This is a genomic window from Treponema bryantii (genome assembly GCF_036492245.1).
In the GTDB taxonomy this organism is placed as follows: domain Bacteria; phylum Spirochaetota; class Spirochaetia; order Treponematales; family Treponemataceae; genus Treponema_D; species Treponema_D bryantii_C.
In genome coordinates, this window is record NZ_AP025286.1 from 1,058,362 (window position 1) to 1,072,708 (window position 14,347).

The following is a 14,347-nucleotide window of genomic DNA, read 5'->3' on the forward strand; positions in this document are numbered from 1 at the left end:
ATAGAATTAAATTTATACTATCACAAAGGAGATTTTTTTTATGAAAAAACTATTGGCTTTAGCTGTTGCTGCTGTCATGGCAACCGGCCTTTTTGCTCTTGACCTTGGTGGAATCAAAGGAACCTGGCAGGACAAAAACTGGGATGCAGACTGGACTTTCTCTGCAGATGGAAAAATCGTACTCACAAAAACTAGTACTGGTGAAGAAGTATACACCTTTAAAGATGGCACAGTTCAGAATTTCAAAGTAAAAGCTGACACTTCTGGCGTATCAATTTCTTTTGATTGTAAGGATACAGAACGTTCATATACCTTCAAAAAAGGCATTGCTCTCAATGCTGATCTCGATATGGTTATCGATCCAGACTGGACTACAAAAGACTACGAAACAGTAATCAAATTAAAGAAATAAAATATGACCTTTTTTGCAGGAAAAAAACTTGCAAAATACATATAATCGTCATATATTTAATTTATTGTACGAATTTAACCACCGTTTTTTTCGTACAAACCAAAAACTACCCGCCCCGCGCGGGAAATAAACTAAGGAGAAGTTACTATGAAAATGGTAAAAAAGGTTTTATTGGGATTAGCTGCAGCAGCAACTATAATGGCATTCTTTGGCTGTAAGATGGTCGATGATGAAAATGGCGCAATTCAAGGTAAGAATAATGATTATACTGTGGATTATACAAATGAATCAGCTACGGAGTATAGAGCATACAAATCTACTTCATTACAGCATGCAGGAGCTTTAGTAAAGGTTACATTTGAAAATCCAAATGAAAGTTCATACTGTAAAATGGGTGCAATATTTGATCTTGATGAGAAAAATGGAAAAAGATCTTTCTACATTATGGGATTATCAGCTGCTAAAGATAAGAATTTCTATGTATCCAGATTTGAAAATGTAAGCGATATTCAAGATAAGAATTTTGGTGCAAATGACGAGGCTTCAGATCCAGCTGTTGAAACAGTTATTTGGGATAAAAACACAACAAACGGAATAGGAAGCATTACTCGTCCTGCTTTAGTTGATGGAAAACTCACATATTATCTTTACTACAAAGCTTTTAAGAATTCAGGAGAAAATCCAACTAAAGGTTACTGGGAATGGGGACTTTATACTTTTAGTGATGCAGAGGCAGAACTTGCTAAAGAAGTAATTAAGGACAAAAATGCTAATTTGGCTTCATTGAATGCAATTAAAACAAATGTAAAAGCAGGAACAATTGAAGATGCTTTTGATCTTAAAACTGGAGGAGGAATTCCACAGAACAAAGTTGCAGTTTACGCAAAAATAGATGCTGGAAAAACTCTTACAGGAAGTTGGAAATATCTTGATATGTACAAGGAATCAGAAGAAATTGAAGAATAAATCTTCTAAACTTCTATAAATCCATTAAAATCCCGAAGTCTTATGACCTCGGGATTTTTTTTGTGTTTATACTCGTTCAAAGATAATAAAAAAGAGAAGTTAAAAGTTTATTATTAGTGATGTTCCGGCTTTTATATATTTTATTGAAGCTCCGCTTTGTTGGGAGGTGAGTAATTCCATTTTATCTCCATAGTAGTCGGTATATAGAATGCCTCTATCGGGAAAGCTCATCAACATATCTGAAAATAATTTAATGGAAAGTGTATCGTTGAATTTTAGACCAATTGAAAAATCCATCTTGTATTTTGTGAAACAGCCTGTCTGAATATCATTTGAGGAAAATGGATGTTTTTTTCCATGATGATAGTCGAAACTATTCTGATAAATAAATGGGGCTGTGAAGAAAGACGCTTTTATATTTAATCTGGAAGTTATTTGTGATTTTAATGAAAAGCCTGTAAAAATGAAAATTGAATGCCTGCGATAATCTATTCCGTAAACACGAATTGAATTGTCATTACGAATTCCGTTTCCATTTCCTGCTTCAAATAAAGAAAAAAGGTAATTAAGCTGAAGTTCAGGAATAAGTGAAAATTTACTATACAGATTTATTTCGTAGGCCAAAGCAAGTTCTGTGTTTATGTTTATATTTTTTTCTATAGGATGTTCAGTCCAGCTGTATCTTTCTCCATTATGGTTAAAGTCAGAATCTGTCATGTATGAAGTTCCCAATGGAAGTGAATAATCAAAAAGGGCAGAGACAGAAAAATTATGAAACGAAAAACCTGCAGATAATCCCAAATTAAAAAGACATTTTTGTTCCCAATCCAACTGACTGACTAAATTTTCATCTGAGCCATAGAGGAGCTCGTTTAATTCTCCATAACTGACAGAAAGACGTGGTTCGATTGAAAAATGAAAATCGCTGGCGCTGAAGCACAATGGAGAAGAGAGAATCAGAAAAAGAATTGCTGTAATCAGTTTTTTCATTTTATAAATCATAATACATCGCATCGGTGTTTTTTGAAAGCAATTTCGACTAATGACAAATAATGATGAATTCATTATAATTTTCAGCAATATTTTAAAACAAAATGCTTTAAGGAAGGAATGACAGATGAAAGCAATTGAATTAGAAAAGGCCTATGAGCCAAAGTCTTTTGAAGACAGAATTTACAATGAATGGGACAGCAAGGGCTATTTTAAGCCGGCTTCAGATGAGGCTTCCCCAGTACACGAGCAGTACAAGTGCCAGTGCGCAGACTGCAACAAGAAAACCAATACTTATTCTGTCGTCATTCCTCCTCCAAACGTAACTGGTGTACTCCACATGGGGCACGGTCTCAACAATACTCTCCAGGATATCGTAGTTCGCTATCACCGTATGAAGGGTGATAATACTCTCTGGCTTACAGGTACAGACCATGCCGGAATTGCAACTCAGAACGTAGTTGAACGCCAGCTTAAAAAAGAGGGAAAAACTCGTTTTGACCTTGGCCGTGAAAAGCTTGTTGAACGCACATGGGAAGTAACTCATCAGCACCATGATATTATTGTAAAGCAGCAGAAAAAACTTGGTAACTCAACAGACTGGGACCGCGAGCGCTTTACATACGACGAAGGCCTTTCTGCCGCAGTTCGCGATGTATTCGTAACTCTTTATGAACGCGGTCTTATGTACAAAGGTAAGCGCCTTGTAAACTGGTGTCCTCGTTGTGGTACTGCTCTTGCAGATGATGAAGTAGACCACGAAGATACACCGGGTGCAATGTACCACCTTTACTACGAGTATGCTGACGGAAGCGGAAAAATTGAAGTTGCAACAACTCGTCCAGAAACCTTCTTTGGTGATACAGCCGTTGCCGTAAATCCTAACGATGACCGCTACAAGGCACTCGTTGGAAAAATGCTCAAACTTCCTCTTACCGGAAAAGAGATTCCAATTATCGCAGATGAATATGTTGATATGGAATTCGGAACTGGTATGGTAAAGATTACTCCGGCTCATGACCCTAACGACTGGGAAGTAGGTCTCCGTCATAATCTGGAAGTAATCAATCTTCTTACTCCAGACGGAAGAATGAATGAAAATGTTCCTGAAAAATACCGTGGACTCAAACCAGAACAGGCTCGTGCATTAGTAATTGAAGATTTGACAGCCGCAGGCCTCTTCAAGGGTGAAGAAAAAATTGTTCACGCAGTTGGTAAGTGTTACCGCTGTAAAACAGTTGTAGAACCTTATCTTTCTGACCAGTGGTTCGTAAAAATGAAGCCAATGGCTGAGAAAGCTCTTGATTCATGGAGAAAAGGTGAACTGGTATTCTATCCTAAGAAGTGGGAAAATACTTACAGCCACTGGATGGAAAATATCCGCGACTGGTGTGTAAGCCGTCAGATCTGGTGGGGACACAGAATTCCTGTATGGTACTGTGAATGTGGTGAAACAATCTGTAGCCGTACAGATCCAGTTTGCTGTCCAAAATGTGGTTCAAAAAATATTGAACAGGATCCTGACGTACTTGATACCTGGTTCTCTTCATGGCTCTGGCCTTTCTCTACTTTGGGATGGCCTCAGGAAACTGAAGATCTTGCAAAATTCTATCCTACACAGGCACTGCTTACAGCATACGATATTATTCCTTTCTGGGTTTGCCGTATGATTATGGCCGGTCTTGAGTTTACAGGAAAAGCTCCTTTCCACGATATTTACATTCACGGACTTGTTCGCGACAAGCAGGGCCGCAAGATGTCTAAGTCTCTTGGAAACGGAATGGACCCTCTCGAAATTATTGATATGTACGGTGCCGATGCCCTTAAGTTTACACTCGGATTTATGTGTGCTCAGGGACAGGATGTTCTTATTGATAAGGAAAGCTTCAAGCTTGGAAGCCGCTTCTGTAATAAAGTTTGGAATGCTTCGCGCTATCTTCTTGGTAACCTTGAAGGACGCAACCTTGTTTCAATTACAGACGCAGACCTTACTGAACTCGACAAATGGATTTACAGCCGCCTGAATCACGCCGTAAAGACAGTAAGAGAGGCTCTTGAAGGCTATCGTTATAACGATGCAGCTTCTGCCCTTATGGAATTCTTCTGGAATGAGTTCTGCGACTGGTATGTTGAAGCTACAAAGATTAACTTTAAGAATGGTGATGATAAGGAAAAGGATCGTCAGGCTTCAGTTCTTATGAACATCCTCGAAGAAAGCCTCCGTCTTCTTCATCCATATATCCCATTTGTTACAGAAGAGATTTATGGAAAGCTTCCACTTTCTGAGATTGCTGCAAACCGTAAGGCTGCCGGTACTCAGAAGATTGCTTCAAACAGTGAGTACGTTGGAATGCTTATCAACGCTCCATATCCAGAGGTTGTTGCTGAGCGTGAAAACGCAGAAATCAATGTACGCTTTGATACACTTAAAGAGCTTATCGGTCAGGTTCGTGCACTCCGCGTAGAGTGTGGAATTGATCCTGCAGAAAAAATCAACATTGCTATTCTTGTTGAAAAGGGTAGTGCTGCCGAAGTTGCACGCGAAAAAGTTGAAATGATTCAGCTGCTTGCCGGTGTTGCTAAGGTTGAGTTTGTTGATGCGAAACCTGCCAGCTCAATCGGAACTGTAGGTAAGGGCTTTGAAGCATTCATCCTCGTTGATGAAAGTATCAACAAGGAACAGCTGATTGTCCGCTTCCAGAAAACAATTGAAAAAGAGCAGGGCTATGCAAGAATGAGCGAGAACAAGCTCAACGGAAACTTTGCAAAGCACGCTCCGGCTAATCTTGTTGAGGAAGAAAAAGAACGCCTTGCAGAAAGCCAGCGTAAAATAAAAACACTTGAAAGTTACCTTAAGGAACTTCAGTAGTGCAGGAGGCCGGTTATGAAAAAGAGCATTTTAGGTTTATTGATAATTCTGATTTCTCTTTCTCTGACCGGCTGTTTTAATTTAAAGAACAGTCCTTTCAATGACAGCGAATGGGTGATGCAGAATTATGATAATAACATGCAACTCTACTATCATCACCTTATTCTTAAACCAGACCATACAGTAATGCTGCGCGTTTCATATGCAGATTCAACAAACATTATTGTATGGAACGGTACTTATAAAATCGATTCAAAGAAAATCAAATTTAACTTTACTGAATGTGTGCGCTATGAGGACGGAAAGCCTGTAGCCACTTATGAAGCACAGAAATTTATAAAATATTATACCGGCGATTTCTATTATTCAATTGCGGAACTTGGAGAATCGGAGGATAAAATGAATTATCATCTTGAACTTATCCGACCGAAAAATTATTTCTATGGTGATGCAGTTGATATTTTTGGAAATCGTTTTGAAGAATTTGTGAAGTTTAAATAAGCTTTCTGCCGATAATAGCGGAAGGTATTCTAGAAAGGAGCAGGAAGGAGGTCCATATGTCAAAGCCACATTACGAAATGAAAACAGATAAGCCTCAGAATATGAATGAACAGCAGATGCTTCAACTCAGCAGTATTCACTTTGCTCCATATATTCAGCTTGCTACAGCCCTTATCGGTAAAGCACGTCATGCAGGTGGAAATATGTTCCGCCATCAGATGGATACTTTTGCAATTCTTCTGGACTATGGCTATATAGATCCAGTGCTTCTTAAGGCTTCAATTATTCATGATACAATAGAAGATATTCCGGGCTTTATTCCAGATTTAATTACAAATGCAGATGATGATGGTCCGGAAGTTTTAAAGCTTGTTCATGAAGTTACACGCAAAGAAGAAGAAAACAAAAAGCAGTTTTTATGCCGTATTCTTGATGAGGGAAGTCAGAAGGCCAAAATCCTTAAGTGTGCAGACCGCATTTCCAATATGATTTCTCTTGGTTATGTTACAGACCCAGCGTTTATTGAGCGCTACTGTGATGAAACCGAATTTTTCCTTTTGCCAATGGCTATCCAGGTAGATTTTAATATGTACCAGGAGCTTATAAATCTTATTATGACCCGTCGTCGTTACCTTGAAGATGGCGGCTATTTTGACAATCGTCACAAACCAACTACCAGCGCCGACAGTACCAAATAATTTTTTTTGCATTACAATTAATCTTATTGTATAATAACAAAAAATTTAAAAGTAATAAAAGGTAAAAAAAGTCAAAATGAAAAAATATCCTCTTTTACAGTCCCAGCTGGGCATTATTTTAGAATGCTTAAAATATCCCGAATCAACACAATATAATATTCCTACAATTACCAAACTGGGTAAACAGATTGACAAAAATAAACTCGTAAAATCATTTGAAACATTAATAAATTGTCATTCAATAATGAATAATCGTTATGAGACTACCGAAAACGGCGAAATTGTTCAGTGGCCTGATATGAATATGCCAAAGAATATAAAACTCTGGAATTGTTCAGAAGAAGAATTCCAAAACTATATAAAAAACGATTTTGTCAGAGTATTTGATTTATTTAATGGAAAACCTTTGTATCGAATAGAGATTGTAGAGACTGAAAAAGATGTATATATGCTGATAGATATACATCATTCTATTGCAGATGGTTTTACGTTAGCTCTTTTGGGAAATAGGGAATTGAATGCTTATAGTAAAAATAAGCCACAGATTATAGATACAAAACTTTACGAAATTGCCGAAGAAGAAAATCTGCTGCAACAAACAGAAAAATATCAGCTTGCTAGAAATTATTTTGTAAATAAATTTAAAAATGTAGAATTTGCAACACTTTCAGACTCAAATGAACCAAAAACTGGAAAAATGTTACAGATATCAAGTTTTATTGAGCAAAAGCTTGTGGATGACTTCTGTAATAAAAATGAAATTCGTATTGATTTATTATTTCAAGCAGCGTTTGCTCTGGTTATAGGCAGTTTATCCAGAAAGAGCAATATAGCTTATGGTTCAGCATATCATGGTCGAGCGGGGCTTGCAAAAATGCGTGCATTTGGAATGTTCGTGAATGTTGTTCCCGTTATGACAGATTTGTCTGGAGAATTAACTGTAAAAGAATTAATTCAAAATATTGAAAAAGAAACAAATCTTGCATATCAGAATGCCAATTATCCGGCAGGTCATTTATTCAATGATATTGGCGATTTCCCACATATCAGTTTCAATTTTAGAGCTAATAAAAGCATTCAGGTTAGTTTTAAGTTTGAAGATATAGAATATTATGGAAAAGAATTAAAACGAAACTTAATTCATAACGATTTATGCGTAATTATTCGTTTAACCAACAATGAATATGAGATTTGTCTTGAGTCAAGTGAAGAAAAAAATGATAAAAAGACTTTAGAAAAACTTGCAGAAGCAATCAAAGAGGTTGTTCTTAATTATATGAAAAATATAAATGAACAGCTTAAAAATATAACAGTTATTTCTGAAAAAGAAGAAGAAAAGCTTATTAAATTATCTGAAGGCGAAAAGTTTGAATATGATCAGCGCGAAACCTTAATCGATTTGCTTCGTACACGCGCCAGAAAAACTCCAGATGCAACAGCAGTTGTGTATGAAAATCACAGACTGACTTATAAGGAACTTGATGAACTAACCGATGCTCTGGCAGCAAAACTTATACAGGATTATCATCTTGAAAAGGAATCTGCAGTAGGAGTAATGATTGAGCGTAGTGAGAATATTGCGATATATCCATATGCGATAATGAAAGCGGGATGTGCTTATATGCCATTGGATATAACATTTCCAGCAGAAAGAATTATCTACATGTGCGAAGATGCTGATGTAAGATTGATTCTGACAGAAAAAAAATATGCAGAACAGAAACTGAGAGATTTTAAAGGCAGTATTCTTACACAGGAAGATATCAGCGGATTGAATGTAGGTGCTGATTATAGAAATAAATTACCGGAAGTAAAATCTGAAGATCGTTTTATAATCCTTTATACATCAGGAACAACTGGAAAACCAAAAGGAACAGCTCTTGAACACAAAAACGTAATAAACTTCTGTTATTGGTATGTGGAAACTGTTTGTTTAACAGAAAAAGATCGTGTTGCTGCATATTCAAATTTTGGTTTTGATGCTCATATGATGGATATTTATCCGAGTATAAAAGTTGGTGCAGCAGTATATGTGATTCCAGAAGAAACACGAAAAGATATTTTAGGAGTAAATGAATTCCTTGAGAAACATAAAATAACTGTTAATTTTTTTACAACACAAATTGGTTGTCTATTAAAAAATATGAATCACAGTTTACGTCTTATAATTACAGGAGGTGAGCTGCTTCCACCAAGCGAAAACAATGACTCTGATTTCCGATTTATAAATGCCTATGGTCCTACTGAAACAACTTTGTGTGTCACTACTTATGAAATAAAAGGTAAGAAAAATGGAAAGATAATAGGTCGGCCAAATTATAATAATGATATTTACATCATAGATGAAGAAAAAAGACTTGTGCCTGAAGGTATGACGGGAGAGATGTTTATAAGTGGAGCTGGTCTGGGAAGAGGGTATTTGAATCAGCCTGAACTTAATGAAAAGAAATTTACAGAAATAAAAGTTAAAGGAAAGTGTATAAAGGGGTATCGTACAGGCGATCTTGCCCGATGGACAGACGATGGAAATATTGAATTTATTGGGCGAATTGATACTCAGGTAAAACTTAGAGGCTTAAGAATAGAACTGGGAGAAATCGAAGGTGTTGCTCTTTGTTATGAAGGAATAAAACAGGTTTGTGTACAGGTAGTTAATGATCAGATAGTTATGTATTACACTTCAGAAAAGAAAATAGATGAAACTGCTCTTTCAAACTTCATGGCACAGAAACTTACAGATTTTATGATTCCTTCTATATTTATGAGACTGGAAGAATTACCACTAAATGCAAATGGTAAAGTGGATAAAAGAAAACTGCCAAAGCCTGAAGTAAATACAATAATTTTGAATGAAGCTCCTGAAAATGAAGTTGAGGCTAAGGTTCTGGAATATGCAAAAGAACTGTTGCCAGGAATTGAATTTGGAGTTACTGATGATTTAATACGACTCGGTTTTACATCACTTATGATGATGAAACTTATTCTTAAGATTAGAAATGAAATTGATTTGAAGCTGAATATAGCTGATATCATGCATTATAAAACAATTCGTAGAGTCTTAATGAATAATGATCATGTTTTATGGTTTTATAATGATTATGATAATAAAAAGCCTTTGCTTGTTGTTTCTCAAGGAATTGTAGGAATAAATGAAATAGCTCATTTGTATGATGTATGGAGCAAATTATTTAATCTTATAATAATTAATCCTGTTACTTCAGATTATATTGGAAAAGAAAATGAGTTTTTCAATGAACTTATAGAATTTTATTATTTGAAACTTGAAGAAAAACTTGAACCAGATGTAAATGTATGTGGTTTTGTCGGATTCAGTTTTGGTGGTGAAATTTCATATAGTCTGGCAGAATTATGGGATGAAAGGCATGATAATAAGCCATTTGTAATTATGGGAGATACCTATCTGAATGATACACAAAATCTTTCTGATAAGGAAATTTTAGTAGTTACTCAAGAAATGGTAAAGAAATACTATTTGGAAATACGTAATCAGGATATTAAAGATGAATATCTTGATTTTGTATCTGATGCGTATAACAGGGTTTTCAAGATAACATCCAGAAAAACTATGAAACCATATAATGGACGTGTCATATTGCTGGATGCATTAAAATATTCTTCTGCTACAGAACATAATAGAAAGATTAAAATTGCAAAAAAATATATTCCAAATCTGGAAATAATACCTTTTGAAGATAAAAATCATTTTGGTCTATATCTTGATAAAGATTTAACCTTCTTTTACGGGGAATTGTTAAGAAAACAGATCCAAAATATACAATAAACTATATTTTCAAACTTTACACATAATAAAAATATAGTGTAGAGTTAATTGATTTTGATGAATTGTATTATAAACAAGGGCTTGTAAATACAATTATGTATAATTTAGGAGGAAAAAAATTATGAAGGAATCAGAATTAAAAAAAGGTGATATTTTATTGTACAGTTTTAAAAAAGGGCCAGATTTTAAACCTTTAAAACCAAATCAGTCAATAAAAGACTTTCTTTTTGAAAATTTTGAAGTTTTGATTGATAAACTTATTATCTGGGCTGAAAAGTCACAAACTACTCATGTGGGATTAGCTTATGATTTTAAAAAAGATAAAAATGATGTATTAAAATGTGTCGTTGCTGAAGCAACTCTTCCATATTGTCGTTTGAGAACCCCAGCTTATCCGGGAGATGCTTATATTGTAAAAGTGCATAGATTACCACAAGGTATTGATGGTTCGGTTGTTCTGAACGAACTTCCAGATTTTGTAGAAGAAGATAAACAAAATAACAGCTATGCAATGGCACAGGCTACAGTGGCAGCCTTGATTTGTCTTTTTAGAACTAGAGTTGCAGATAATCATGAAAAAGCCAAAAAACTTATGATTTTCTTAAAATTTATTGGTTATGCTCTGGCTCAATGGATTGAGCCTTTATTTCCTACATATGATGATAAGAAAAAGCCGTTCTTTTGTTCTCAACTTGCGGCCTATTGTTATAATATGACAGCTTTGCACCTTCATGATGAGCGGTATAGAGTAAAAACACCTGTAAATAGCAAAATAGGTGATACACTTATCGATTATCTTATTAAAAATGACATAGCATCAATTCCTGCAGAACTACCTGCAAATACACTGGATGAAACTAAAATAGACCTTTATAGTCCTGAAGTTATTTATTCGCTTTGTGATATCCTTGGTGAAGATGCTCTGAATACTTTTGCAGGGGTTATGAATCTCAATGAACCTCCTGTATTATATTCAAAACTAAAAGCTGATTCAGATAGTTTCTCAAAGTTACTGCCTTCTGTAAAATCTCTTTTGATTACTCTTATGAAGATTTTCGGAATTGAGCTTAAAGATAATAAAGAAGAACTTGCAAAGCAGCTTATAGAGTTCCAGTCTAGTTTTATTATGCCAAGTGATCTTGAGGATGTATTCGAAACTGTCGGAGAGGTAACTGATGAGTAAGTAAATTATATGAAATTTACTTTATAGCTGGTATATATTTGTGGGATATCCGGATTTATGGAGCCTGAAGGAAACTTATAATTCCGATATATAGACTATTTCTCATAAATTCATTATTTTATAGGATATAAAATCTTAATCTAATTTTTTAGGAGATATAAAATGGCAGATGTAAGAGTTGCTATTAATGGTTTCGGCCGTATTGGTCGTTTGGCTTTCCGTCAGATGTTTGACGCAAAAGGTTATGAAGTAGTTGCAATCAACGATTTGACAAGCCCAAAAATGCTTGCTCACCTTTTGAAGTATGATACAGCACAGGGTGGATTCTGTGGAAAGATTGGTGAAGGAAAGCACACTGTTTCTGCTACTGATGACTCAATCATCGTAGACGGAAAAGAAATCAAAATTTATGCTGAAAAAGATGCAGCTAACTGTCCATGGGCAGCTAACAAAGTAGACGTTGTACTCGAGTGTACAGGTTTCTACACATCTAAAGACAAGGCACAGGCTCACATCACAGCTGGTGCTCGCAAGGTAGTAATTTCTGCTCCTGCTGGAAACGACCTCCCAACAATCGTTTACAATGTAAACCACACAACTTTGACAAAGAATGACAACATCATTTCTGCAGCTTCTTGTACAACAAACTGTCTCGCTCCAATGGCTAAGGCTCTTAATGATGCATATCCAATCCAGTCTGGTATCATGTCTACAATCCATGCTTACACTGGTGATCAGATGATTCTTGATGGTCCACAGCGCAAGGGTGACCTCCGCCGTTCACGTGCCGGAGCTCAGAACATCGTTCCAAACTCTACAGGTGCTGCAAAGGCTATCGGTCTTGTAATTCCTGAATTGAACGGAAAATTGATCGGTTCTGCTCAGCGTGTTCCAACACCTACAGGATCTACAACACTTCTTTTCGCTGTAGTTAAGGGTAAGGACATCACTAAGGAATCTATCAACGCTGCTATGAAGGCTGCTGCTACAGAATCTTTCGGATACAACGAAGATGAAATCGTATCTAGTGATATCATCGGTATGCGCTATGGTTCACTCTTCGATGCTACTCAGACAATGGTATCTAAGATCGACGACGATACATACCAGGTAGAAGTAGTATCTTGGTACGACAACGAAAACAGCTACACATCTCAGATGGTTAGAACAATTAAGTACTTCTCTGAGAACTGCTAAGTATAACTTGTTCTAAATAATAAACGCCTGACTGTAAGTCAGGCGTTTTCTTTTTAACACAGAATCAGCACAAATCTGGTAACCGTGGTTATTTTGGTGAAACATTTGTCACAAATCGTATTTATGAATATTGTATTTTAGAGATAGTATAATATAATGAAGTCAATTAAATAAAACACCCAAGGGGCCAAGAATGAAAAAACGTTTAAGATTTTTTTATGTTATTATGCTGGTCGGTTTAGCAGCCTGTCTATTCTCCTGTAATTTTTTTATAAAACCAGAGGATAATCCTGAAAAAACTAACTACACTGTAACCTTCAATGCCAATGATGGAAGCTCAAATCCAAAAACTGCTGTGCAGACCTTTGAAGAGGGAATTGAACAGAAACTAAAAACAGTATCAGTACTTGGCTTTAAAAGAGAAGATTATACTGTTAAAGGCTGGGCGAAAAAGGCAGATACCGAAGCAGTTGAGTATTTGGACGGTGCAGCCTTTACAGCAACTTCGGATATAACCTTATATGCAGTCTGGACTCCAGAAATTGTGAATGTCAGTTACACTGTAGAACACTATAAGCAGAATATTAATGATGATGGATATACAAAGATTGATACAGATACACAGACACTTTCAGGTATAGTTGGAGAAAAAACAAAGGCTATAGCAAAAACTTATATCGGCTTTACAGCAAAAGCCTTTGAACAGAAAACTCTCTCTAAAAAGGAATCAAATATTATAAAGATTTATTATGACAGAGATATAATAACCTGGACTTTCAATGCTGATGGTGGAAACTGGGCAGACGGAAAAACTGAATTATCCTTTAGTGGAAAATATGGGGCTGACTTTTCTGAAGTTCTTGAAACTCCTGTAAAATCTGATGAAAATGCTGATTATAATTTTTATTGTTGGTATCCAGCAATACCACAGATATTCGAAGAAAATCTTACCTTTACTGCCTTGTGGAATATAGATAAAAAACTATGTAAAATTGAACATTTTATACAGAATCTTGATGATGATGGCTATACAAAGGTAGAAGCTGATACTCAGAATATTAAACTTCCACTAATGAGGGTATCTAGTGAAGTTCCAGATGATTACATAAAAGAATATGAAGGTTTTAGATATGACCATCATGTCTTAAATGCTCAGTCAAATATTGAATATTACTATGATAGAAAAATCACATCACTCACATTAAATGCTAATGGAGGACAATTCGCAGGTGGCGAAATAGAATATAGTCTTTCAAGAAAATTCGGTTCGAAAATTGTAATACATATGGGTGAATCTGCATGGCCATCATATTCAGGTTTTATTCTTAAGGGATGGGCTCACTCAAGAGATGCAGCAACTACGGATTATCCTCAGGAACTGTCATTTGAAGTTACAGCTGAAACTTCTGAACTGGTTACTCTCTATGCTGTCTGGGAGCCGGAAGCAAACCTTAATAACAGTGGTCTGAACTTTGATGATCTTGGAAATGATGTAGAAATTATTGCAGATGGAAATATATATAAAGCAATCACTACATTGCAAGGTACATATTGTTACGAGTGGTATTTAAATGATGTAAAGCAGGATTGCGAAGAAAACTCTATTGATTTATCACAGCTTCCAGCCGGTTATTATATTTTGACTGTAAAAGTGACAAATACTGATACAGGCTTCGTTTATGTTTCAACCTTTGATTTACCTATAGTTTTCTAGCACTTATTGAGGAGA

At 35.7% G+C, this 14,347-nt stretch carries 10 protein-coding genes; 9 read left to right on the forward strand and 1 reads right to left on the reverse strand.

Annotated elements, in window-relative coordinates:
* Positions 1-40: 40 nt before the first annotated feature.
* Together AABJ44_RS04870 and AABJ44_RS04875 are read left to right on the forward strand one after the other, a co-directional pair.
* A complete protein-coding gene (locus tag AABJ44_RS04870; RefSeq protein WP_074642756.1) occupies positions 41-412 on the forward strand; it encodes a hypothetical protein in 372 nt (123 codons plus the stop codon).
* 147 nt (positions 413-559) lie between these two features.
* On the forward strand, positions 560-1,378 hold the full coding sequence (locus AABJ44_RS04875) for a hypothetical protein (RefSeq protein ID WP_338370811.1): 819 nt from the start codon (positions 560-562) through the stop codon (positions 1,376-1,378).
* 99 nt (positions 1,379-1,477) lie between these two features.
* On the opposite strand, the gene AABJ44_RS04880 is transcribed toward AABJ44_RS04875, so the two are convergent.
* Positions 1,478-2,368, reverse strand: coding sequence for an omptin family outer membrane protease (locus AABJ44_RS04880; RefSeq protein WP_338370812.1), 891 nt, complete (start codon positions 2,366-2,368; stop codon positions 1,478-1,480).
* Between the two features lie 127 nt (positions 2,369-2,495).
* Here AABJ44_RS04880 and AABJ44_RS04885 point away from each other — a divergent pair, with 127 nt between their 5' ends.
* The 7 genes from AABJ44_RS04885 (at position 2,496) to AABJ44_RS04915 (ending at position 14,332) form a co-directional block, all read left to right on the forward strand.
* Positions 2,496-5,237: a valine--tRNA ligase gene (locus AABJ44_RS04885; protein ID WP_338370814.1), complete on the forward strand. Its 2,742-nt coding sequence runs from the start codon at positions 2,496-2,498 to the stop codon at positions 5,235-5,237.
* 15 nt (positions 5,238-5,252) lie between these two features.
* On the forward strand, positions 5,253-5,738 hold the full coding sequence (locus AABJ44_RS04890; protein ID WP_338370815.1) for a hypothetical protein: 486 nt from the start codon (positions 5,253-5,255) through the stop codon (positions 5,736-5,738).
* A 77-nt stretch (positions 5,739-5,815) separates the two neighbouring features.
* On the forward strand, positions 5,816-6,436 hold the full coding sequence (locus AABJ44_RS04895; RefSeq protein ID WP_177177741.1) for a hypothetical protein: 621 nt from the start codon (positions 5,816-5,818) through the stop codon (positions 6,434-6,436).
* 76 nt (positions 6,437-6,512) lie between these two features.
* Entirely contained in the window at positions 6,513-10,238 is a 3,726-nt protein-coding gene (locus tag AABJ44_RS04900) for an amino acid adenylation domain-containing protein (protein WP_338370816.1), read from the forward strand.
* A gap of 121 nt (positions 10,239-10,359) precedes the next feature.
* Entirely contained in the window at positions 10,360-11,421 is a 1,062-nt protein-coding gene (locus AABJ44_RS04905; protein WP_338370818.1) for a hypothetical protein, read from the forward strand.
* Positions 11,422-11,583: 162 nt separating this feature from the next.
* Positions 11,584-12,618 (forward strand): type I glyceraldehyde-3-phosphate dehydrogenase, encoded by a 1,035-nt coding sequence (gap, locus tag AABJ44_RS04910; protein ID WP_338370819.1) that lies wholly within the window; start codon positions 11,584-11,586, stop codon positions 12,616-12,618.
* A 193-nt stretch (positions 12,619-12,811) separates the two neighbouring features.
* Positions 12,812-14,332 (forward strand): InlB B-repeat-containing protein, encoded by a 1,521-nt coding sequence (locus tag AABJ44_RS04915; protein ID WP_338370822.1) that lies wholly within the window; start codon positions 12,812-12,814, stop codon positions 14,330-14,332.
* The last annotated feature ends 15 nt before the right edge of the window (positions 14,333-14,347 follow it).